The sequence below is a fragment of the Paenibacillus sp. YYML68 genome, from assembly GCF_027923405.1.
Lineage (GTDB): Bacteria > Bacillota > Bacilli > Paenibacillales > NBRC-103111 > Paenibacillus_G.
The window spans coordinates 3,292,185-3,316,022 of the sequence record NZ_BQYI01000001.1; the positions used below are offsets into that span (position 1 = coordinate 3,292,185).

At 56.3% G+C, this 23,838-nt stretch carries 19 protein-coding genes; all 19 read right to left on the reverse strand.

Going from position 1 to position 23,838, the window contains the following annotated elements:
* Nucleotides 1-20: 20 nt before the first annotated feature.
* Nucleotides 21-722, reverse strand: a complete 702-nt coding sequence (locus PAE68_RS15035) for a diacylglycerol kinase (RefSeq protein WP_281888207.1) — start codon at nucleotides 720-722, stop codon at nucleotides 21-23.
* Nucleotides 719-1,306, reverse strand: a complete 588-nt coding sequence (ybeY, locus tag PAE68_RS15040; protein ID WP_281888210.1) for an rRNA maturation RNase YbeY — start codon at nucleotides 1,304-1,306, stop codon at nucleotides 719-721. Before ybeY ends, PAE68_RS15035 begins: the two co-directional genes overlap by 4 nt.
* Complete coding sequence (locus PAE68_RS15045; RefSeq protein WP_281888213.1) at nucleotides 1,303-3,567, reverse strand: HD family phosphohydrolase; 2,265 nt, start codon at nucleotides 3,565-3,567, stop codon at nucleotides 1,303-1,305. The genes ybeY and PAE68_RS15045 overlap by 4 nt, the downstream gene beginning before the upstream one ends.
* Nucleotides 3,568-3,586: 19 nt before the next feature.
* Complete coding sequence (locus tag PAE68_RS15050) at nucleotides 3,587-4,549, reverse strand: PhoH family protein (RefSeq protein WP_281888216.1); 963 nt, start codon at nucleotides 4,547-4,549, stop codon at nucleotides 3,587-3,589.
* Nucleotides 4,550-4,569: 20 nt separating this feature from the next.
* Nucleotides 4,570-5,751, reverse strand: coding sequence for a sporulation protein YqfD (yqfD, locus tag PAE68_RS15055; RefSeq protein WP_281888218.1), 1,182 nt, complete (start codon nucleotides 5,749-5,751; stop codon nucleotides 4,570-4,572).
* 21 nt (nucleotides 5,752-5,772) lie between these two features.
* Nucleotides 5,773-6,051, reverse strand: a complete 279-nt coding sequence (gene yqfC, locus PAE68_RS15060; RefSeq protein WP_281888220.1) for a sporulation protein YqfC — start codon at nucleotides 6,049-6,051, stop codon at nucleotides 5,773-5,775.
* A gap of 175 nt (nucleotides 6,052-6,226) precedes the next feature.
* Nucleotides 6,227-6,820, reverse strand: coding sequence for a hypothetical protein (locus PAE68_RS15065; protein ID WP_281888225.1), 594 nt, complete (start codon nucleotides 6,818-6,820; stop codon nucleotides 6,227-6,229).
* A 57-nt stretch (nucleotides 6,821-6,877) separates the two neighbouring features.
* Nucleotides 6,878-7,873, reverse strand: a complete 996-nt coding sequence (gene floA / locus PAE68_RS15070; RefSeq protein ID WP_281888227.1) for a flotillin-like protein FloA — start codon at nucleotides 7,871-7,873, stop codon at nucleotides 6,878-6,880.
* A 75-nt stretch (nucleotides 7,874-7,948) separates the two neighbouring features.
* On the reverse strand, nucleotides 7,949-9,364 hold the full coding sequence (locus PAE68_RS15075) for an NfeD family protein (protein ID WP_397379489.1): 1,416 nt from the start codon (nucleotides 9,362-9,364) through the stop codon (nucleotides 7,949-7,951).
* 172 nt (nucleotides 9,365-9,536) lie between these two features.
* Nucleotides 9,537-9,980, reverse strand: a complete 444-nt coding sequence (locus PAE68_RS15080; protein ID WP_281888229.1) for a GatB/YqeY domain-containing protein — start codon at nucleotides 9,978-9,980, stop codon at nucleotides 9,537-9,539.
* 12 nt (nucleotides 9,981-9,992) lie between these two features.
* On the reverse strand, nucleotides 9,993-10,166 hold the full coding sequence (rpsU, locus tag PAE68_RS15085; RefSeq protein WP_010491812.1) for a 30S ribosomal protein S21: 174 nt from the start codon (nucleotides 10,164-10,166) through the stop codon (nucleotides 9,993-9,995).
* A 139-nt stretch (nucleotides 10,167-10,305) separates the two neighbouring features.
* Nucleotides 10,306-10,650, reverse strand: a complete 345-nt coding sequence (locus PAE68_RS15090) for a histidine triad nucleotide-binding protein (RefSeq protein WP_281888236.1) — start codon at nucleotides 10,648-10,650, stop codon at nucleotides 10,306-10,308.
* A gap of 125 nt (nucleotides 10,651-10,775) precedes the next feature.
* Nucleotides 10,776-11,147 carry a helix-turn-helix domain-containing protein gene (locus tag PAE68_RS15095; RefSeq protein WP_281888239.1) on the reverse strand — a complete coding sequence of 124 codons (372 nt, stop codon included), beginning with the start codon at nucleotides 11,145-11,147 and terminating at the stop codon, nucleotides 10,776-10,778.
* Between the two features lie 61 nt (nucleotides 11,148-11,208).
* A complete protein-coding gene (locus PAE68_RS15100; protein WP_281888242.1) occupies nucleotides 11,209-12,939 on the reverse strand; it encodes a cellulase family glycosylhydrolase in 1,731 nt (576 codons plus the stop codon).
* Between the two features lie 181 nt (nucleotides 12,940-13,120).
* The gene (locus PAE68_RS15105) at nucleotides 13,121-14,614 is read right to left on the reverse strand and encodes a transposase (protein WP_281885511.1); all 1,494 of its coding nucleotides are present in this window, start codon (nucleotides 14,612-14,614) and stop codon (nucleotides 13,121-13,123) included.
* 284 nt (nucleotides 14,615-14,898) lie between these two features.
* Nucleotides 14,899-15,816 carry an aldo/keto reductase gene (locus tag PAE68_RS15110; RefSeq protein WP_281888244.1) on the reverse strand — a complete coding sequence of 306 codons (918 nt, stop codon included), beginning with the start codon at nucleotides 15,814-15,816 and terminating at the stop codon, nucleotides 14,899-14,901.
* A 107-nt stretch (nucleotides 15,817-15,923) separates the two neighbouring features.
* The gene (locus PAE68_RS15115; RefSeq protein ID WP_281888247.1) at nucleotides 15,924-18,032 is read right to left on the reverse strand and encodes a stalk domain-containing protein; all 2,109 of its coding nucleotides are present in this window, start codon (nucleotides 18,030-18,032) and stop codon (nucleotides 15,924-15,926) included.
* Nucleotides 18,033-18,761: 729 nt separating this feature from the next.
* Nucleotides 18,762-22,565 (reverse strand): AAA family ATPase, encoded by a 3,804-nt coding sequence (locus PAE68_RS15120; RefSeq protein ID WP_281888250.1) that lies wholly within the window; start codon nucleotides 22,563-22,565, stop codon nucleotides 18,762-18,764.
* Entirely contained in the window at nucleotides 22,562-23,752 is a 1,191-nt protein-coding gene (locus PAE68_RS15125; RefSeq protein WP_281888253.1) for an exonuclease SbcCD subunit D, read from the reverse strand. Before PAE68_RS15125 ends, PAE68_RS15120 begins: the two co-directional genes overlap by 4 nt.
* Between the last annotated feature and the right edge of the window lie 86 nt (nucleotides 23,753-23,838).

The following is a 23,838-nucleotide window of genomic DNA, read 5'->3' on the forward strand; positions in this document are numbered from 1 at the left end:
GAGCGATCCTATGAATGCCTTTACAGCGGATATAAATAAAAAACAAGAACCGTCATCAAGCTGCCGAGCAGCGCTCCGAGAAGCTGCGAGGCGAACGGCCTGCGTCTCTTATCATGAAGCGCGAACGTCAGCAATAATGCGAGGAAGTAGCCAAGCAGCGCCGTGAGCGTGTCATGCGCCCGATATGCGATCAGCGTCGCCACGGCGAATGCAACCGCGCTGAACAAGCTCGGCTTCATCCATGTTCCCTTATCGGTGAAGCGCGTCTGCACGACGATAACGGTCAGAATGATCAGCGACAGCAGCACCCATACGGCGCCTGCAGTCAGGACGCCGCCCTGCAGCGCTTGACCCGTGCGCACCAGCCGATCCAGCGGCTCGTAGAACACGATCATCCCGGTCATAACGGCAAAAGCCGCAGTCACCAGTACCGCGGCTGCAGCGACATCCTTCGCGATTTTGGCCAGCGGATGAATGTCAGGCATTGCGAGGTCTACCGCCTTCTCAATGGCGGTATTCATCAGCTCGGCTACAATGACGAGCGTAACCGCTAGCAGGATGAACAAGACGTCAGCCTTAGACAGCCCGAGCATCAAGGCAAGGACCAGCGCCGCGAACGCCGTGAAGAAGTGAAATCTCATGTTGCGCTGGGTTGCAAGGGCATATTGGACGCCTTCATACGCATAGCGGAAGCTTCGCTGCCACTTGCCCTGCGGAGTCAACGGGTAAGTCCTGCCTGCTGGAGTATGGCTTCCTGCTTCGCAAACATCCGCTTCTCTTCATCCTCATTCTGATGGTCGTATCCGATCAGATGCAGGAAGCCGTGCACGAACAGAAATCCGAGCTCCCGCTCCAGCGAATGACCGTATTCCTCAGCCTGAGCAGCCGCTCTCTCAACCGAAATAATAATGTCGCCTAGCGGCTCCTCTTCGCCTTCTTCATCGTCCTCGAGCTCGTCATTCTCGTCAGAGCCAGTCGAACCTGTCTTGCCGTCTGCCCCCCCCTCGACCTCGATAAACTCGAACTCCTCCTCGTCGAACTCTTCGTCGCCGTAGATAATCGCAATCTCGTCCTCGCCCATCTCCATCATCGAGAACGACAGCACGTCCGTCGGCTTATCGAGACCGCGATATTGCATATTCAGCTCCTGAATCGCTGCATCGTCCACGAACGACAGTGCGACTTCGCCATCCATCACCTGCTCTGCCCGCCCTGCAAGGACGAGCAGCTCCTTCAGCCTTGCAATCAGCTCAGGCGTAATGCTGTGCTGTTCCTGCTCATTATTCCAAGACAACCGCAAACTCATGGCGCCACCTCTTTTTTGTGATCGTTCGGACGGGGCTGCTGCTCCGTCTTCGCCCCCTGCACATCGGCCGGATACTCGATCCGGGAATGGAAGATGCCGAGCAGCGTTTCATTCAATGTTTTGGTAATATGATCCAGTTCCTTGATCGTCAGGTCGCAATCGTTGAATTGTCCGTCATCGAGACGGCTCTTCACAATTTTGCGCACCATCGAATCGATCTGCTCGACCGTCGGATTGCGAAGCGAACGGACAGCCGCCTCCACGCAGTCGGCGATGCCGACGATCGCCGCCTCCTTGGACTGCGCCTTCGGACCCGGATAGCGATACTCCTCCTCCTCGGGCGGCAGCTCTCCACGTTCCTCGGCCTGCTTGATCGCCTTGTGGTAAAAATATTGCAGCAGCGTCGTACCATGATGCTGCTCGGCGATGTCGCGGATCGGCTTCGGAATGTTGAAATCCTTCAGCATCTCCGAGCCGTCGCGTGCATGCGCGACAATAATCGATTTGCTGAGCGCAGGATCGATACGGTCATGCGGATTTTCCATATTCGCCTGATTCTCGATAAAATAGCTCGGTCGCTTCGTCTTGCCGATGTCGTGATAGTAAGCGCCTACCCGACACAGCAGCCCATCAGCGCCGATCGCCTCCGCAGCGGCCTCAGACAAGTTGCCGACCATGACGCTATGATGATACGTGCCTGGCGTCTCGGTCAGCAGCTTCCGCAGCAGCGGGTGGTTCGGATTCGACAGCTCGACGAGCTTGAGCGGAGACAGAATGCCGAACGCCACCTCGAAGAACGGAAGCAGCCCGATGACGAACACGGCGGTTAATAGACCACTGCCGAGGGCGAACGATGCAGCGAATATCATCTCACGCTTCGTGTCCTGCTCCTCGAAGAGCAGCATCGAGCCAACGAGCACGACGGCCAGCAGCGACACCATAACACCAGCCTTCAGAATCGATGACCGCTGACTCGCTCTCTGAATCGAGAAGATGGCAGCGAACGACGTCGCCAGCGTAAGCAAGCCATACCGGAAGTCGAACATCTGCAGCTGGTCGCCATTGAAGATGATGCTGGCAATGACGCCCAGCACGACAGCTGCAATGAAGGCAATCTGCGGGTTCAATAGGATCGTAATCATCATGGCGCCCATCGCAGCCGGTGCCAAATAGCCGATATACGGATATTCAAGCGTCTGCATCATCGAGAACACCTTCATGAACGTAACGGTAAGAAATAAAATAAGGACGAGCATGAACAGCTGTACATTGTTGTAATGAATCGGCAGCTGGCTTTGACGCACGTACATATACAGCAGCAGACAGCATAAGCTGACGAACAGGAACAGCCCCAGATGCGGCCAATACGTCCGCTCGTCCTTCAACAGATCGAGCGAGGCGAGCAGCTGGTACACGTCCTCCGTAATCGTATCGCCCTTGAACACCAATATATCGTTCTTGTTAATGTAGACTGGCTTCACGTTCTCCCGCGCCTTATCCTTCGCTTCCTCCGTGCCCTTCTGATCGTAGAACTTGTTGGAGGTGAGCACAGCGCGGACCAGCTCCTGCACGAGCTCGCGGGCGTTGTTCTTCGACAGCGTGGAAGCGTTCACAAGCTCAGCAACCTTCGCCCTTGCTGTCTGCGCATCCAGCAGCTGATCGGTCATGAGACGAGACACGATGTCTCGCGCCACTGGCTCCATCACCGTAAGATCGTCCTTCGTCAGCCGCGGAAGCTTGTAGTACGCCTCCTCGGGTATGCGGTAGGGCTGACTCTCGAACGACTTGCGCATCTCCTCCAGCAGCTCCGGACTGAACTGACCGCTTGCCTCGAACTGCTTCAGCTGCCGATCCAGATGACCGTCAATCAGCTCCGGAATGACCGTCTTGTAGATGTTCACCTTGTCCGCTAGGCTGACCTCCGTATCGGCATTGATCTGCTGCAGCTTCTCGAAGATCGACTCGACCGCCGCTTCATTCTTCAGCGCTACGATCTTGTACACCGGCTGCTCCTTCGCCGCCGCCTCGTCCTCTGCCCGCTTCGTCGCGAGCTCATTCAGTATGGCCCTTGGCGCTAATATATCTTTCTCCGCCGCCTCATTGAGCTGCACATCGTACGTCTGCGGCACAACCCGATTCAACAGCGCCAGATATAGAAAGACAACAAGCGCCAGAAACAGAAGAAAGCGCACGATGGCGCTGTACCTCCAGCCGGCGAGCCGGTATTGATATTTGCCTTGAATGGAAACGCGGTTGCTCATAGGAAAGGTCAGCCCTTTCTCAGCCTTCTTTGTCTTCATTATAGGCTACTATAATTTTTTGCACGAGGGAGTGGCGCACGACATCCTGCTCGGCGAAGGTGATAAACCCAAGCTCCTCGATGCCGCTCAGAATGCGCTTCGCTTCCACAAGTCCGCTCGACTTGCCCCGCGGCAGATCGATCTGCGTCACGTCTCCCGTGATGACCATCTTGGAGCCGAAGCCAAGGCGCGTCAGAAACATCTTCATCTGCTCCGGCGTCGTATTCTGCGCTTCGTCGAGAATGATGAACGAATCGTCGAGCGTTCGGCCGCGCATGTACGCAAGCGGCGCAATCTCAATCAGACCGCGCTCCAGCGACTTGAGCACCTGCTCCGGCCCGAGCACGTCGTTAAGTGCATCATACAATGGGCGCAAATACGGGTCAACCTTTTCCTGGAGATCGCCCGGCAGGAAGCCGAGACTCTCGCCCGCTTCGACGGCAGGCCGGGTCAGCACGATTCGCTTCACCTTGCCCTCCTTCAGCGCGGCGACGGCGAGGACGACAGCAATGTACGTCTTGCCTGTTCCCGCAGGTCCGATCCCGAAGACGATATCCTTCTTCTTGATCTCGCTGACGTACTGCTTCTGCCCGATCGTCTTGACGCGAATCGGCTTGCCCTTATGCGTGACGGCGATCTCGCCCTTGAACAGATCAAGCAACTGATCAGCCTTCAGCTCCCTGGACAAGTCCAGCGCATACAACACATCCCGCTCAGTCAGCACATACTGATTACGGATCAAGGCCAGCAGCACTGTGAACAGATGCTCCAGCCGCGTCGTCACCTGAGGCGACGCCTGAATGACGATCTCCTCCTCACGGGAGTAAATCGTAGCCTGCACCTCCTGCTCAATCAGGTGCAAAAACTTGTCCTGAGGGCCAAAGAGCGCCTGGCCCTCGGCCGGATTTTTCAAGGATACTTTCACCGTTGTCGCCTGTTCCATCTAATTCTCCTCTTGAGGGATTATGGCACAATCGTTTGTTCAACCGCGATCGGCTCTTCCACTTCTAAGAATACTTCCATATAAACTTTACCATTCTCCGTCTTTTCATGCAAAATTTTTTCGGACACGATCTTCGCATCTTTGCCCGCCTCGGACAAGATTTGCAGCTTCGCCTGCTCTAATCCGACAGTCAGAGCCTCCTTCTCGTCGATCGGCTGCTCGTGTACATCATATTCTCGCAGCGTCTCCTTCAGCCAGCCGATCGGCAGCGTGAACGTACGCCAGCTTAACGTGTGACGCTCGGTAATCGTCTCGATCTGCTCGAACGGCACTTTGCCGTAGCCCGTAATCTGCACCGCTCTGCTGCCGAGCACGAGATAGGAGCGCTCCTTGCTCTCCCCTGTGAACACCTTGTACCGCTGCACAAGCGGCACCTCGACCGTCGGCTTGTACCACACGATCCCCTTCACCGTACCCTGCGCGACGACCGTCTGCTGGTTCGTCTCGTCGCCAAGCGTGCCTGAGATGAGCACGTCCCCTTTTCGCACATACGTATTGGGCTTCACCACTGGGCGACCCTTCTCTGTGAAAATTTCCGTAACGAGCGCGCTCTTCGACGCGACCAAGTTACGTGTATTCATTAACGGCGGCTTCTCTGGTATTTTGGCCTCGACGATCTTGATAATAACATGCGTCCCCTTGATCTCAACGCCGACCCATGCCGTACCCGGCACGTTCGCCTGTATGGACTTCGCAAGCTCCGAGGGCTCCTTCAGCTTGAACTTCCACTGCATACGCCGAATGCCCTCGTTGCTTGCCGCCTGCTTGATCGTCTCGGAGGAGATCGCCTCATTCCCTTCAACACGCACCTGCCACACGAGCGACGACAGCAAGTAGATCCCGATCACGAACCCGAGCAGCCCTGCGGCAAAAAATTTACGCTGCTCCACCCTCGCGAGCCAAAACGGAAAGCCCTCCTTCGACCGCAAACGAATCCGGGAGCCTGTCTCCTTCAAGAGCGGACGAAGGCGGAAAAAATGCGGAATCGTCACATACATCTCGATCCGATCCTTGTCCAAATAACGAATGTCCCAGACGGACATTCGTTTCTCGGTAAGCCGATTGACCAGGCGCTCCAAATGGCGGCCGGTCACCTCAATGCGAACATAACCGCGAATACGGTGAATCAACGATTCGTTCAAGACGCACTTCCCCTTTCCAAGCTAGGAAATATATTGGATATCGCGAATCATTCCTTCGATCATGACTTCATCCGGCATAATCTCACGGATGACCAGGTTGGAGCCGCTTACCTCAAGCTTTCCTTTCGATAGCGCCAGCTTCAGAGAATCGCTTGAGAAGTGGAGCACGCCGCGATGATTCTCAATGTACAGCTGCATATTCCCGATCATCGTGATGCGCGGCAGGTCCATGGCGACGTCTTGAGGCAGGTCGAGCAGTTTTGCCGTAAATTGATTAATTTTGCGAGTTAGACTGCGCATACTTAACCTCCTCCGTAGCATAGCCGTGGGCAGCAAGCGGCAGATCACGGGCTATTTACACGATATGTTCGCAATTCGAAAATATGACCGGCAGCCGTATAATCTGGGCACGGCAAAAAGCCGCAGCTCCCTTCACCGGAGCTGCGGCTTTCATCATTGCTATTGCGGCTTAAACTTAGCCACGCTTGTAAGGACGCTTCGCCCGCGGCGGGCCGAGTATCTCGGCCCAGAGCACGCCCTGAGCCGCCTGGCTCGGCGTCAGAGGGCCGATACCGGGCGCATGAGGCCCGCCATCAGCAAGGCCCCCAGCGGCGCCTGCGGCCTGCCCCTGCGAGCGAGAGTCGCCGCGCTGAGCGGCAGCCGTCTGCAGGGTAGACTGGCCGCCGTAGGCGGCACTGCTGCCCTGCGCGGAGCCGCCCCGGCCGATGCTGCCGTAGCCAGCGCCGCGACCTGAGCCTTCGCCGCTTATCGGCGCTCTAGCGGCCGTAGCGCTGCGCTCATCGCGCGAGCGGTCCAGCCTTGCCGGACGCGGCTCGCCTTGGCTCATGGCCGCCCTGCCGCCGCCTGCCGCTTGCTTGCGCGGCTCCGCGCTAGGAGACGACTCGCTCGGCTGCAGCTCGCCGCCGCCGAACGTCGGCATCCCTCCCCGCGGCTGGGATGCAGGCCGCTTCGGATCGGCCGACTTTTTCTTACCGAGCATCGAGCTTAAGGAGAACAACAGTACGGCAAAGAACACCCAGTTATCAAGCAACCATTCGAATATTCGCATTGTGATCACCGCCTTCAGGCTCTAGTTTCATTACCCGTGACTCGCCTGTAGACGCTCTTACGACTCTTCCCCCTGATTGTCCCGCGGATCGTTCATCTTCCCAAGGCTTGCGCGCATCTGCGTGTCGGACTCAATGTTCTTCAGGTTCATGTAGTCCATCACGCCGAGCTTGCCCTCGCGAAGCGCTTCAGCCATCGCCTGCGGCACCTCGGACTCCGCCTCGACGACCTTCGCCTTCATCTCAACGACGCGTGCGCGCATCTCCTGCTCCTGTGCGACCGCCATCGCGCGGCGCTCCTCAGCCTTCGCCTGAGCGATCTGCTTGTCGGCCTCGGCCTGCTCGGTCTGGAGGTAAGCACCGATGTTCTTGCCGATATCGATGTCGGCAATATCGATGGACAATATTTCAAACGCTGTACCCGCGTCAAGTCCTTTGCTAAGAACCGTCGTGGAGATACGATCCGGATTCTCCAGCACGTCCTTATGTGAGCTGCTAGAGCCGACAGTCGTAACAATACCTTCGCCGACACGGGCAATAATCGTCTCCTCGCCTGCACCGCCGACGAGACGATCAATGTTCGCACGCACAGTTACACGCGCAATAACCTTCACCTCGATGCCGTCCTTCGCTACGGCAGATACGACCGGAGTCTCGATGACACGTGGGTTAACGCTCATCTGCACCGCCTGCAGCACGTCACGTCCGGCCAGATCGATCGCAGCAGCACGCTCGAACGGCAGCTGGATGTTGGCGCGGTGCGCAGCGATCAGCGCATTAACGACACGGTCGACGTTACCGCCTGCAAGGTAGTGACTTTCGAGCTGATTAATCGTCAGACTCAAGCCCGCCTTCGTCGCCTTAATGAGCGGATTGACGATACGACTTGGAATTACACGACGAAGACGCATCGCGACTAGTGTAATAATGCTGATGCGAACGCCAGAAGCGATCGCCGAGATCCACAACATCACTGGCACGAAGGTAAAGAAAACGGACAGTGCAATGATGACAACCGCCGCTAGAAAAAATACAGAAATTAAAGTAGTGCCCATAAACTCATAAGCCTCCTAAAATATAAGATCTAACATGTTCAAAGCTTGCATACTGCCCACACGTTCGAGATGCGATTACAGCTGCTCATCCGCCTCGTCAGGCTTCACCTCGCGAACGACAATGCGCATCCCTTCAACCTCGATGACCTTCACCCGCCTGCCGCTCGGCACGAACGTGCCATCCGCGACAACGTCAAGCTTCTCTTCGTCCAGCTGCATCGTACCGGCTGGTCGTAGCGGTGTCAGCGTCCAGCCGACTCGTCCGACCAGCTCCTGCCGATCGGCAGCCGACACGTAGCCTTGCTCAGTCGTCAGCCGTTCTCGCAGTATGAACCGGTTCCAGACACCTCGATGCTTGAAGTATCGCACGACGATGGCCACGACGGCAACAGCTGCAACGAATGCAATCGCAAGATTCACCGCCGCAAGCTTCATGTTGTACGCAGACAGCACGACGCCGCTGAACAAGCAGACTGCTCCCAATATGCCAAGAATGCCGAAGCTGGAGACGAATATTTCGAGCACGAGGAGCAATATGCCTGCGACGAACAGCACGATATCCTCAGCCCCCGCAAAGCCGGCAATGTAGTGGCCGAAGAAATAGAGCCCGAAGCCCGCCACGCCAAGCAGCCCCGCAAGCCCGAAGCCGGTAATTAGCAGCTCGATGGCGATGCCTGCGATACCGACCAGCAGCAGCACGACCGACACCCAGGGCTGCGTGACGAAGCGCGCCACCTTCTCCGCAGGGCTGAGGTCGATGGTGACGACGGTACGGCTGCTGCTGTCAAGGATAGCGAGCACCTCGGCAAGCTCCTCCGCTTGCCCATCCGCATAGCCGAGCTTCAGTGCTTCACCTGATGTCAGCGTCAAAATTTGCCCAGGCTCAACCGTTCGCTCAATAGCCGTCAGCGGCAGCTGTACCCGCTTATCGACCATCGCCTCAGCGATACGCGCATCGCGTCCACGAAGCTCCGCAGCGGCCTTCATTTGACCGGACCAGTACGAGATGACCTTCGCGCTCTCCACCTCTTCACCTGAGCCATCCACGACAGCGGCCGCCCCGATGGAGCTGCCCGGCTTCATCACGATCCGATTGGCGTTCAGCGCAATGTACGCCCCAGCTGAGATCGCCTTGCCGCGTATGTAGGCGACCGTTGGTATCTTGCTTTCTCGCACAAGACTGCCGATGCGCTCCGCCGAGTCGACGCGACCGCCAAGTGTGTCAATCTCCAGTATGACATGAGCAGCCTCCAAGTCCACCGCCTCGGCGAAGGCGCGCTCCAGATACGCCTCCAGGCCGGTTTCGATCGTCTGCTCGATCGGTATGACCACGACTGGAGACAGCTCAGAACGCTGCTCGCCAGTCTGTGCAGCTGCGTAGGCCAGCATACCAGGAAGCATCAGCAGTACGGACAGCGCGAGCACAATGAGCCTGCGCCACGCACTATGGCGCCAATCGAAGCGCTGCGACTCTGCAGCCGAATGGTTCATCATTCCTTCAACCTCCTTCATCGCTATCTTCCCACACCATACACCAAGCGACCCGCGCGAACGATGTACAATGGAGGAGTAGGACATCACAAGTATTACGTAAGCACAACCCGTTCGATTCATGTTCAGCGAAAAAAAAGAAACACCCCATAATGGAGTGCTTCTCATGTCGTTAGACTAAAAGCTCTTGAACAAACGTGTTGACGACCTTGCCGTCCGCACGTCCCTTCACCTTAGGCATCAGAGCGCCCATGACTTTACCCATATCCGCTTTTGAAGAAGCCCCCACTTCTTGGATGGTCTGCTGTACAATGGCTTTAACTTCTTCATCTGAAAGCTGTTGCGGCATGTATTCCATCAATACGACGATTTCCGCCTTAAGGTTTTCCGCCAAATCGTCACGACCGGCCTTTTCAAATTCTTGGAGGGAATCTTTGCGCTGCTTGATCTCGCGAGTCAAGACGTCTAGCACTTCTTGCTCCTCTAAGGTTTTACGCGTATCTATCTCAATATTTTTGATAGCTGCTCGAACCATTCGGATCACGGAGAGTTTAAACTTGTCTTGACTCTTCATCGCGAGCTTCATGTCCTCGTTAAGTTTCTCGCTTAAGCTCATCGATTAAGCCTCCTAGAACTTTCTCTTACGAGCAGCCTCTGACTTCTTCTTACGCTTAACGCTAGGCTTCTCGTAATGCTTACGTTTCTTGACCTCCGCCAATACGCCATCCTTAGCGATGGAACGCTTAAAACGGCGAAGTGCAGCATCTATCGTTTCGTTCTTGCGAACTCGAGTTTCTGACACCAGTTTTCCCTCCCTCCGAACAGACCGTCCAAGACGAAAAAAGACATTCATCAAACCTCATTATAGATAAGCGCATAGGCAGATGTCAACCTATATTCGCAATATCTCGACAACGTCGCCGAATCGTGCTGAAGATGCGTTATTTCGCGTTCAGCGGCCCGAGCTGTTCCCCTGCAAGCAGGTGATAATGGATGTGATACACGACTTGTCCGCCGTTGCGGTTGCAGTTGTTGATCAGTCGATAGCCGGACTCCGCCACGCCTTGCTCGCGGGCAATTTGCTGCGCCGCGCGATGCACCTCACCGATCAGACCGAAGTCGTCTGGCTCCACGTCGTTCATCGTCGCAATGTGCTTCTTCGGAATAATGAGAATGTGAACGGGCGCTGCTGGACTGATGTCGTGAAACGCAAGCACGTGATCGTTCTCAAACACCTTCTTCGAAGGAATCGAGCCTTCTACGATTTTACAAAAAATGCAATCCACCGGGTACGACCTCCCATAATTATCATGCTCCCTCTATCATATCATGAAGCTTGTCAAAAAGAAAAAGATCGGAGCATGAAAAAATCCTCCTAAAGTCGATTAGACTCGGAGGATGCGGACTTCGATTAAAGCCTACTGCTGATGGTGGAGCGATGCTGTTTTCGATACTCGAGAGGGGTGCAGCCAGTCATCTTCTTGAACAGACGAGTGAAGTGGGACGAATTGTCATAGCCTAGCCGATTCACGACCCAACCAACCTTCGCGCCGGGCTCTGCCAGCATCGATTTCGCACGCTCGATTCGCTGCTTAAGGATATATTCAGAGAGCAAGCTGCCTGTTCGTCTCTTGAAAAATCTGGACAAATAGACCGGATGAAAGTGAACGTGCTTCGCTATGTCCTCCCTGCTCACTCCGGTCAGCAAATGGTCACTAATATAATCGAATATGCGCTGCAGCACCTCGTCATCCGACGTGGCAGACGTAATGTTTCCCTTCATGAGTCGGCCTCCCTTCACTGTAATGACCGGTATCGCTCCCTCTCACGTCTAATGCGCAGCGTTAAGGCTGAGTTCCCCAAGCAAGCGTTCCGTTCTCGTACAGCGTAACCTTGCTCGAGCTCGCATAACTCGTCTGGGTGCCAATGTACGAATAGTCGTTATCTTCGTTGAAATTGGACCAGTCGTTCTTGTGGACACGAATTTGGATGTCACCTGACTGACCGCCTGCCGGAATCGTTCCTCCGGTGAAGCTGACCTCAAGATAAGTATCCGTATTCGTACCCGAGGCGGAGACGAACGCGCCTTTCACGAGCGAGCTGCCGACCGCGGCCCAGTCCACATGGAAGCTTAAGGCGGAAGCGCTATCCTTCGTGAAGTAGTAGCGAAGCTTGACATTTTTCAAGTCGACAGCTGTGCTTCCTGTATTCTTAATGTTGAAATGAGGCTTCAGCTGGTTATCCGAGCTGCTAGAATCTGCTGTGCGATAGTGCACCACCAACGCTCCTGTGCCGCCGCCTGTAGAGCCTGATGACGGCTGAACGCTCACCTCGGAGGAGTTCGCGCTCACGCCAGCGCTGTTGACGGCACTCACCACATAGTAGTACGTCGTGCCGTTCGTTAAGCCTGTGTTCGTGAAGCTCGTACCAGTAACTGTGCCGATCGTTGTATAAGGACCGCCGCTCGTCACCGCCCGCTTCACCTGGTAGCTGGTAGCTCCGATCGATGCCTGCCAAGTCAGAGTCGCCTGTCCATTACCAGCCGCCGCGCTCACTCCTGTCGGAGCTGCCGGTGCGATGACCGAGCTCTCCTTGATCTTGGCACGTACGAATTGACCCGAGGTCGACAGCTGGTTCGTCGTCCAGCCACCGGTCATGCTCGCTCCTGGCATGAGTGCCGCGGAAGACTCGGTCTTATCGGCGAGCGACCAGTTCACCCAGCTGATCTGGCGTGCGTTGAGGAAATCAAGCCACTCCTGCGCCTGCGTTAAGTATGGACCGCCGTCACCAGTTGCTTCGCTTGTACCCCATTCGCTGACGAAGACGGCAACCCCCTTATTACGGGCATAATCCAGCTTATCCTTCAAATATTGACCATGTGTGCCCGCATAGAAATGAAGCGCATACATAATATTGCTGAACGACAGCGGATTGTTCGCCGCATGATCTACATCCTGACTCCATGTTGGCGTCCCGACAATAATGACATTATCCGGGTCGATCGCCCGTATAGCCGTAATAATTTCCTCTGCGTAAGGCTTGACGTGATGGTTCCAGGTCACGCCGTTCGGCTCATTGGCAATTTCATAGATGACATTCGGATATTCCCCGTATAACGTTGCCATCTCTTGAAAGAACGCCTTAGCCTGAGACTTATACGTATTCGGATCACCGTCAAATAAAATATGCCAGTCAATGATAATATAAAGTCCGTTATCAATGGCGGCCTGCACCGCTTCCTTCACCTTCTCCTTCAACGACGGGTCCGTGATATACCCCTTCTCCGCTGTATATAAGGCTACGCGGAACACGTTCGAGCCCCAGTCGTCCTTAAGCCACTTGATGCTGCTTGCATTCACGTAGCCGCCGTACCACTGAACGCCGTGGGAGCTCATGCCTTTCAGCTGCACAGCCTGCCCATCAGAGCCGACGAGCTGACTGCCCTCCACCTTCAGCTGACCATAAGGGACCGCTGATGCCGCACTCGACTTATCTACGCCGAATGGGAAGCAAAGACTAATTGCCAATATACCGGATACGAGAACCGAGGTCGCTTTACGCTTCAACCTTAACATGAATAACCACTCCTTTTCGTAATATCCTTTCACAGTAAGAGCCGTAGACGTGACATCTGCAGTCGATCTGTGTAGCGAAAACGTTTTATTCCGAACACACACTCCTCCCTTGTACGAACAGGATCAAAACCTTCTCTTGTATGATTTGGGTATATTTACCTTGCCATTTTATTATCATGACCTATGCACTTCGTGGTAAGGTCTGGTAGTTTATCGGATGATGCGCAACCCAAAGAACCATCCGATAATGCTCCGGCCAAAATAAATCAATAAGTCTTGCAAACTGCTGTACATGTGTGTCACAATCGATGTAGATTCGCTGTTGCCCTTTGTGGTGTGACATGCGGACCTGACAACGAGTGTGGAAGAGGCCACGAACCATTTCGCCGTGGGTGTAGCCTTCATCACTCGTTTTTTCTTTGTTTAATTCGTATAGAGCAACGGACAGCAACGTTTCGGCCGTAAACAATAATTCGAAGTGTGCATGGTGATGGGCTTCAGTTTCGGAATGACACTTCTCCAAGGCGAGCTCCTGCTTGGCCGTTCGGAAAAACACCTCGATCCGCCAACGCTTCACGTAAGTACGCAAGGCTTCTTCAGGCGCATCGAAGCGGTTGCTGATGAGCAGGTAGGCACCCTTGTAAGTCGCGGGGGCTTCCTCCTCCGTCTCGAGCAACTCGGAATCATCTTCCTTTAAGCGCATGGCGGCTACAGCGGCAATTTGTACATAGCGCTGCTTGTTGACTTGCTTGCCTCTGCGGTTCGTTACAGGATGAGGCTGCTTCATGTAGATGTCAGGAATCGCAAGCGAAACCAGTCCTGACGCACCCTCGGCAACCAACTGGCCGTACACTTCCCGAATGAGCATGATCGGGGTCACAGGAACGTACCGCTCCCTGCCCGTGTAAGGCTCGATGACCTTACGAAATAATGCCGTGTTGCGTTTAGCCTTCGTTACCCAGTCAAATTGATGCTTTTCGAGAAAGGCGAAAAAGCCTTTACACAAGTACCAGCGGTCCATCGCAACCCAAAGACGGCAGGTCGCCGATTCGCGCAGCATCAAGAGCATTTGCTTAGCCAAATCGATCTTCGACAAGCCTTCGTTCTTCTGCTCAGACTTGTGCCATACGCGGTAAAACAACGGATATTCAAGTCCGCCTTGAAGTACGGCCTGAACAACGACCACATTCATCGCCCACACATAAGTCTTCTTAGACGAATCATACAACCAGCTCAAAAAAGGAAGCTGCTTGGCATAAGGATGAGCTAGATGCGTATCATCCAGATTGATCACATCCCCATCCTGCAGACGAGTGACTTCATCCTGCTGAAGCCGCGCTACTCGCTTTTTGCCAAAGGTAGTCCATGCGAAGGAGTTGGAGAGAAACCGACTCATCGTGTACTGAGCGAGCTTCCATGGCTGAAACATCACTTTAAGAAGCGCATCCTGCTCGGCCAGTCTCGCCATCTGAACGACAGACGAGCAGTTACTGACAAGGCCGATCACATAGAGAAAGCAGATGAGCCAGGACGGAGTACCACTTCGTTTCATCATACCGGATTGTGTGAGCAGCAGGGAAAGGTCAAACCGCTCCCACAAGCTTTTTAGTATGGGTGCGCCTGCGCACTCTCCATGGTTTAATTGTTTGAATCTCGGTTTTTGTAACGCTGACATTGGAAAACCACCTGTTATCTAGAAGATATACCTCGTGAAAAGGTATTCTTCGCAATTATTAGGCCGTTTTTCAAAAGTCAAGTTTTTTTTGGATTGGGATGCTACCAGTTAATTACTTCAACTGCATAGGTCATGTATTATAGCATCCCAACTACCAATTACCAGTGACTGGAGTAACCTGTTTAGGCCGTATTGGAACCTATATCGACACCACAGCTGACGCCAAAAAGCCCAAGGTCATCCGACCTCGGGCTTCGTTCATTCGATACAGCGGGAGTTAGATACTAAGGGAGGACGTTGCCGGCTGCACAGTAAATGTCGTACCACTCCTGTCGACTTAGCTGCACCTCGCTTGCTCGGCAGCAATCCTTCAATCTGTCCACACTTGTCGTGCCGGTAACAGGCTGCATGCGGGCCGGATGACGGAGCAGCCATGCAATCGCAATCGTCGTATTGCTGACGTCATGCTGTGCAGCCACCTTATCAATGACTTGATTCAGCTCCGGGAACTTGTCGTTGTTCAGGAACACGCCCTCGAAGAAGCCGTATTGGAACGGCGACCACGGCTGAATGGTGATGTCGTGCAGTCTGCAATAGTCAAGAATGCTGCCATCACGGTCAACGGCAGACTCATTGGCCATGTTGACATTGATCCCATTCGAGATCATGTTCGAGTTCGTAATGCTCAGCTGCAGCTGATTCGCAACGAGCGGCTGCTTCACATATTTCTTAAGCAGCTCGATCTGCATCGGCTTCTGGTTGGACACGCCGAAGTGCCTTACCTTACCTAAGCTTTCCAGCCGATCGAACGCTTCCGCCAACTCCTCCGGCTCTACGAGCGCGTCCGGACGATGCAGCAGCAGTACATCGAGGTAATCCGTTCTAAGCCGCTTCAGTATGCCGTCAACGGACTCCAATATGTAGTCCTTGGAGAAGTCGAACATCCCGTTGCGTATGCCGCACTTGGACTGAATGATCATTTGCTCCCGCACCTGATCGTTCATCTGAACGGCGTCTGCGAATCTTTCTTCGCAGACCCCGCCACCATAGATGTCTGCGTGATCGAAGAAGTTCGCGCCTTCCTCCATCGCCGTGCGCACGAAGCGTTCTGCCTGAGCCTGGTCGAGCGAATGGATGCGCATACAGCCGATAGCCAGTACCGGCACGTCTAAAGAGCTCGTTCCGAGCTTCATCGTTCTCATGATCGACACACCCCCTTATGATTGTTTAGTGAACATGTGATAATGTTCTAAATATCTTTGAACCTTGTGAAGCCAGGCCGTCTGTTGCCAATCTCATTAGCATCAGATTATGCGGTGCCGCTCCACCATTGCGTCAGTCGCATAAGCTGACTCTGCACCCAGCGAACCCAAGCCGGCTGCGGCTGGCCATCCGCCTGCTCTGCGGACTGCTGATGCTCGGCATCGTCAGCGGCTTGTGACAGCTGGGCGAGCTCAGAGACCCCATTCTTGGCAGACTGAGCCTCGGCGCTTCGAGCAGCTGAAGCTTGACCTGCGCTCCGAATGTGCACCGATCTCGTATCTCCGTCCCAGCTCACCGTACCGCCGAACGCTTCAGCAACGAAGCGGGCCGGAACCATCGTCGAGCCGCCGATGAGCTGAGCCGGAGCCTCCAGTGTTACGGTCTGACCGTTACGCAGCGCTGACTTCGAGCCGATCTGGATCGACACGGTCGATGCTCCCTTGATCGCCGTTGCCGTCTGTGTTGAGGCGTTCCATTCCACCTTCGCTCCCAACGCTTCGAATATCGCACGTACCGGTGTCAGCGTATTGCCTTCCCGAATGACCGACGGCTGTTCGAAGCGAATATCTGTGCCGTCTACCGATACCGAGATACCGGAGCTGATCGGGAACGATTGACTGCCAGCCTGCTTACCAGCTTTGTTGTAAGCCGTTATCGTCAGCGTAGAGCCGTCTGGTACATCGCCAGCCTCAAGCTTAATGCCGAACGGCGGTGCAATCTGCGCTTGCAGCAGCTTCCCGTTCAACGCATACTCGACTTTGCCGATGTAAATATCCGGAATTTTCACAAACGGGACGATGGTCGTCTGCTTGTAGAAGGGAGCTCCGCCAACTGGCACATAGCCCTCCGTCTTTACTGGCTTCGCGTTATTCTCGACCTTGGTGATGAAGTAAGGCTGGGCGATCAGCTTCTTATACAAGCTCATCATCGTCTCGTTGTCGCGCAGCAAGTAGTTGTTCTTGCTCTCCTTCATCTCCAGGTTCACGTTGAAATAGGTGATCGATTTCAGGCGCGGATATTTGTAAGGCATGATCCCATACAGCCTCTCGAGGTTCATCGCGCCGTATTCGGTGAACGATTCTTGAGGAATGTTCGCATAGTGCGATACGGCCGTCTCACTGATCATGATCGGCTTCCGATCAGAATAGTTACGGTACAAGTAATCCAAACGCTCGACGGGGCTCGTAGCTTGCATGTTGCCCTGCTTCGGGTCTCCATTCTCGTACGGCTCGCTGTACAAGCTGACGCCCACCCAATCCACATAAGCATCGCCGGGATAATATGCATCCATCGCATACGTCGGCACATCGCTCGGACTCCAGACCATCGCGACGTTCGGCGCCTCCTGCTCCATAATATCGTGCACCATGCGCCAGTTGCTTATATATTTGGCAGGATCGCCGTGCCACGGAATCCAGTTGCCGTTCATCTCACTCGCATATCGGAGAAAAATCGGGATGCCAGCCGCCTTCGCTTCCTTCGCCCATGCCCTCACCGTCGACTCACTGACCGCATCCAGCCCTTCCATCGGCTCCCAGCCAACCTGCAGCGCCGCACCGACCTGCTTGGCCCGCGTCACGTATTGCTTCGGGAACGCTTTGCCCACCTGTGTATAGAGCAAGTAGAGCGCATGCTTCCTGCCATAGATCGATTCGGAGCGGTCATAATAATTCATCATCTGCGGATCGCGCTCGGGGTAGATGCCCATGTACATCCCGTACTCGGGCTCGAACTTCGACAGCTGACCGCTGGCCGGCATCGCCCTGCGCTTCAGCGCCTCGGAGTCGGTCGTCGACATATATGCTTCAATGACCGTGCGAATCTGGTCTGCGCGCTGAAGATCAACGGCACCCCAATCTTTGCCATCCTTCAGCCAATATTCGTTCTCGCGCTCATAATAATGAATCGCTTGCTCGTAACTGCCGATACTGTCAAAATATTGATTCAGCTTGCCGCTGAACAGAGCAGCGCTCTGCCAATCCCCGACAGACACATAGTGGTCAACAAGAAACTCCCAATGTGGGACAGCTGCCGCCAGATTGCCAGAGGCGACCGCTTTGTCCGCAGCCTTCCACTTGTCCCAGATCGCGTCGGCATAAGCCGGTGTCGCGCCAGGCGAGAGCACGATAGCCGAAGCAAGCGACAGGGCGAGCAACGTGCGGGACCAACGTCTGAACCGACGCAGCTGTGACGAGTGTGATAGCGATGAAGAATAGGATCGTGATGAAGAATTGGATTGTGATGAAGAATGACTTCTGTCGAGACTTTGAGCGTCGTTGCTATCCAAAGCGGCCGATACTTCCATACTAGTATCGTTACTTGAAGGCTTGGATTCTCTTACATGATCGGCTTCAGAACTGTTCTTCTGTATTGTCGGCATGAGCATGCTCCCCCTTGTTGCTTCGTATGTCCTATCCTGAAATAACAGGCTCCAAGCTTATCGGAAAGTGTTAGGGCAAGCCTCGAATTTGGCGGAGGCAAATTGAGGGCCTTCTTCGATATTTCATCCCCTGTAGGTGCCGCATTAGCGGCATTGTTGTCCTAGACTTTGATTATATCACTACATATGCGGACGAGATATGCTTGATGCATCCATAGCTGCCGCTTGGCTGGAGCTTCGTACGCACGCACAAGCCGCTAATGCTGAAACAGGACGCCTTACGAACATACGAGTCGCTTTTGCCAAATCAGGTAGCCCAGCGTACATTCGAGTCGCTTATACCGAAACAGGAAGTCTAGCGTACACTCGAGTCGCTTGTACCGAATCAGGAAGCCCAGCGCACATTCGAGTCGCTTATGCCGAATCAGGTAGCCCAGCGCACATTCGAGTCGCTTATACGAATCACGAAGCCCAGCGCACATTCGAGTCGGCGAAGCTCCGACCCTACAGAAGCTCCAGCGATACCCGACTGCCCCGTCCGCCAGGCTCAGCAGGATGCACGATGAGCTTCCGTTGAAGTCTAGCACGCAGCTCCGGCACATGACTGATGACTCCAACCGTCAAGTTGTTCAGGTGCAGCTTCTCAAGTGCGGTAACGACCGTATCCAGCAGCTCCTGATCCAGCGTACCAAAGCCTTCGTCCAGGAAGAAAAATTCAAGGGGGTACTCGCCCTTCAGCTGTATTTGACCCGATAGCGCAAGAGCAAGCGAGAGCGAGGTCAAGAACGTCTCGCCGCCGGACAACGTCGTCACCGGGCGCTTCACTCCACCGTTCGCATCATCGCGGATGACGAAGCCGCCTCCCGAATCGACCTCGATCGCATACTTGCGCCGAGTCAGCTGCCCGAGCCGCTCCGAAGCGGCACGGCTCACGTGAGCTAGCTGCTCCTCCGCCAAATACTCAACGAAGGCGTTGCCTCTCAGCACACTCTGGAGCTTGCCAAGTAATGTTAGCTGCTGCTGCTGTGACAGCCGCTCCTCCTCCAGCTCCATCCAGCGCGCGTGCTTCGTCTTGAGATCGTCGCAATCACGCTCCGTCTTCGCTGCGTGCTGCAGCGCATGCTCATACTCCACTCTGCTAGCGCTAGCTTCCTTCTCCGTATGCTCCCACTGCTCATCCGTCACATGACGATCGCCCAGCTGCTGCTCCAGCTCGCGGCGACGTGCCGTAAGCTGATGCGCGAGCTTGCTATGCTCCTCCACCTCGCGCGTCATACGATGCTGCTCTTCATCGGACAGAAGAGCCGCCTCCAGCGCAGGTGTATCGGCAAAGCCTAACAATTCGGCTTGCTCCTGCCAATCGCGATGTGTATCCGCCTCCAATACAGCGGCAGACTGCTCCGCTTGGGCTGCTGCAGCTGCAGCTGACGATGCTGCTTGATACGTCATCACAGCCTCGTCATGCGCCTTCGCTGTGCGAGTTGCTTCGCCTCGCAGCTGTAGTAGCTGCGAATTCGTCTCCTCGGCGAGTCGAGCGGCATCCCCCTCGCCGACCATCGCCGTCAGACGAAGCTGCTGCTGAGCGATGTGACGCTGGAGCGCCTCTACTTCTGTCCCGCTACGTGCCGACTCCTTGTCGGCCTCCGATAGCTCGGTACGCAGCTTATCGAGCTGCTCCTGCTTTTCTTGCAGGAACGCAACACTTTTGTCCAGACGCACGCGCAGCTCGTCGACGGCCGCGTCCTGCTCACGCAGCTGCTGAACCATAGCTTGCATCTGCTCCAGCTGCCAAGGCGAGTATTGCTGAAGCCATGCCGCAAGCTGCTCCTGATAGGAGCGCTCCCGCTCAGCCTCCCGCTTCTCCTCGGTCTCAAGCTGGGCTGCAATCGTCTGTCTTCGAGACTCGCCCTCCTTGCGCTGCTTCTCCAAGTCTCTCTGTTCTTGTAGTAGCTGCTGCTGCTCTTGCTCCAAGCGCGCGGTCTCCTTCCGAAGCTGGTCGAGCCGTTCCAGACAAGCCTGTAGAGACTGCTTGTACGACTGCCAGGCTGATGAAGCAACGCTTGCAGCTGAGGAATCAGTTAGGGAATTAGCTGAAGACGTAGAGTCTTGAATATGAGCCGTATCGTTAAATATTGTAAAGTGCTGCTTAATCGTATACAGCCGTTCCTCCCATGCCGCCGCAACAGCTGCTTCACGCTCGGAAGCGAACGCTTCTGTAAGCGGCGGCTGTTCAGCGGACAGCTCCAATTCATCTAGCTCTAGGCGTCTTGCGAGCCCCGTCAGCGCATCCTTCAAGCGAGCAGCCGCAAGCTGTCCGTCCCGCGATTGCCGGCGGCAGACGTCAAGCTCCTTGAGCAGCGATTCATGATCGGAGGCCGTGGAACGTTCAGAATTAGTCGCTTCGGATTGTATAGAGTTAGAGCCTTCGGATTGTGCAGAGTTAGAGGCCTCGGATTGCTTAGAGTTAAAGGCTTCCGATTCCGTAGAGTTAAAGGCTTCAGCATGCATAGAGTTAAAGGCTTCGATTCGCATAGACTCAGCTTGCTGTGCCGAGTCAGCTGGGGACGGAACGCTCGAGCTGTTCAGCGTTCCTTGGTCGAGCCCTGCCGCGCTGACATGAGCAGCGGCAGAGTGCTGCGCCGCCTCCGAGCCGGTCAGCGCCGGATGCTCGGTCGAGCCGCACACGGGGCAGCATTCGCCCGTGCGCAGCTGCGCAGCGAGCGAGACGGCCATCGATTGCCGCTCCGCCTCTAGCTGGAGCAGGCGGCCGCGCTCTTCCTCCCGCGCGGCCGCTTGCTCGAGCCGATCGAGCTGGTGCTCGAACAGCTCGGCCTCCGCTCGCAGCAGGTGCACCCCTGCTGCCCACTGCGAAGCACGCTGCAGCCACGACGCCTCGAAGCGCTGGAGCGCTTCGAGGCGAGCCTGCTGCTGCGCCTCGTCCTTGCGCAGCAGCGCAGCCGCTGCGCGGTGCTCCTCGCGGAGCGCGGCTGTGCGCTCCAGCTCGCGGCTTGCCTGCAGCGCCTCCTGCAGGCGGCTACGGTGCGCCGCCGGCGTCTCGGCGGCGGCGAGCTCCGCCTTCAGCTGCGCCTGGCGCTGCAGCGCCCGCTCGCGCAGCTCGCGCTCGCGCGCCTCCGCTGCCGCGAGCGCGGCGAGCCGCTCAGCGCTCGCGGCAGCGGCCGCCTCGAGCGCGCGCAGCTGCCCGCGCGCGGCCTGTAGCTCGGCCGCCAGCTCCGCGGCGTGCCGCAGCTGCTCGAGGCGCGCGGCGAGCGGCGCCTCCTGCGCCGCCAGCGCGTCGCGGGCGGCCGCATGCGCAGCCTGCGCAGCCGCGAGCGCAGCCTGCGCAGCGCCGAGCGCAGCCTGCGCGGCCGCGGCTTCGCGCTGCGCGGCCGCGTGCTGCGCAGCCGCGGCGGCGCGGCGCACCGCGAGCGGGCGCAGCCGCTCGGCGTCGGCTGCGCGCGCGAGCCGCGCCGCGAGCTCCGCGATGCGCGGCGCCGCGAGCGCGTGCGCGTCGGCGCGGGCGGCGAGCGCCGCTGCCTCGCGCTGCAGCTCGCGCACAGCGCGCTGCTCGGCAGCGAGCTGCTCGCAACCGGCAAGCCGCTCGCGAGCCGTCGCGGCAGCGGCCATCGCCTCCGCCAGCCGCCGCTCCGCCTCCGCGAGCGCCTCCGCCGAAGCGTCGCCTAGCCCTTGCTGCTCCGCCTGCAGCTGCTTCACAAGCACATCGGCTGCCTTAAAGCGGGATGCCGTCTTGGCACTTAATCGATCGCCATATGTCTCGAGATGGAACAACCGCTGCAGCATCGCTCGTCGTTCCTTGCCTGCCAGCGTCAAGAACTCAGCAAATTTGCCTTGGGGCAACACAACCGCCCGTGTGAAATCCGCCATCGACAAGCCGAGCAACTCCTGAACCTGACTGTTCACCTCACCCGCCTTATCAGCCAGCACAATCGTCTCTCCGTGCTGATCACGAATTAATCTGCATAGTGACCCGAGCATCGACTGCTCGCCGTTGCGCTTGAACTGTCGGTCTACACGGTAGCGCACAGTCCCCCCGCCGGGTGATGCCAGCTCGAACGAAAACGACACCGCGAGCGTATCCTCCGCCTGATTCATGATCGACTGCGTGCCTCCGGGCGCACGCTCCACCTTGCCGTACAGCGCCAGCGTAATCGCATCGAGCAACGTCGACTTACCGCTGCCCGTCGGCCCGAATATACCGAACACTCCCGCTCCCGTTAATTCGGTAAAATCAACCTCCTGCAGCTCCCTGTAGCTTTGCAGTCCTTTGATCTGAAGTAAAATCGGCCTCATCGTTCAACAGCCTCCTCTAGCTCCTCGTCAGCGAGCAGCTCCATAAACAAGCGTACCAGCTCATCCTCAGGTACAGCCCCTCCGGTCTGCCGCGTATAGAACCTGCGGAACAGCTCGTCCATCGGCACCCTTGTCGACGCTCTAGTTCCAAGCTGTGCAGCATCCGCTTGAAGCTCGGGATACACCGGCCGTATATGAATGAGCCCGTCATGCGCCTCGCGAAGACGATGCACCTGCTCAAGCGAGATCGTCTCCTTCAGATGCACCTCCAGATCGATCCATGCCGTCGCATCCTTCCCCTCATCCAGCCAGCGGTATACCTCCTCGAGACCGCCTCTCGCAGTCCACTCAACAAGAGGGCGTCCACTCGTCAGAAAAAGCTCCTTGGGCTCCGCCTGCATCCCTGGCTTCAAATCGAGAATCGTCACCGATTTCGCCTGTCCCGCCTCCGAGAAGCTGTACGCAAGCGGAGAGCCGCTGTATCGAATGACCGTATCGCCCCACAGCTGCTGCTGGGGACGATGCAGATGACCGAGCGCCGCATATTGCACGCTCCCCGCGAGCGCAGAGGCGTCGACCGTATACGCCCCGCCGACCTGTATCGGACGCTCGGACTCCGACTCCTTACCACCGAGTACATACAAGTGGCTCATGAGCAAGTTCACCGTATTGGAACTAAAATGACTCGCCTGCTGCTCCACTAAATACCTCACCCGCTCCGAATAAGCCGAGCGAAGTACAGACTCATCCGGCACCTCCACCAGCAGCTCCTTCAATCTCGACTCCGAAGGATATGGCAGTGCGAACAGCACAGCGCTCTCATCGGTGCGCTTCACTGGAATGCGATGCACTCTCGCCTCCGGCAGCCCGACGAGCGTCACCCCGAGCTTCCCAGCAAGCGGCGCAGCCGCAGCAAGCCGATCCGGATGGTCATGGTTACCTGCAATGACGTACAGCGGCCTGCGTCCTTGATCAGACAGACGAGCAAGCGCCTCATAGAACAGCTGCTCAGCTACCGCAGGCGGATTAACCGTATCGTACACGTCCCCGGCCAGCAGCACGAGATCGATCTGCTGATCATTTACAATCTCGACCAGCTCCTCGATGAACGCCTCCTGCTCCGCAAGGCGACTACGTCCCTCAAGCGTCCGCCCCAAATGCCAATCCGCCGTATGCAATATACGCATATGTCTCTCTGTCTCCCCTCCTGAAATAACAGTCTCCGTCTCTTCTCGGAGCTGTTATGGCAAGCGTCGAATTTGGCGCAGCCAAA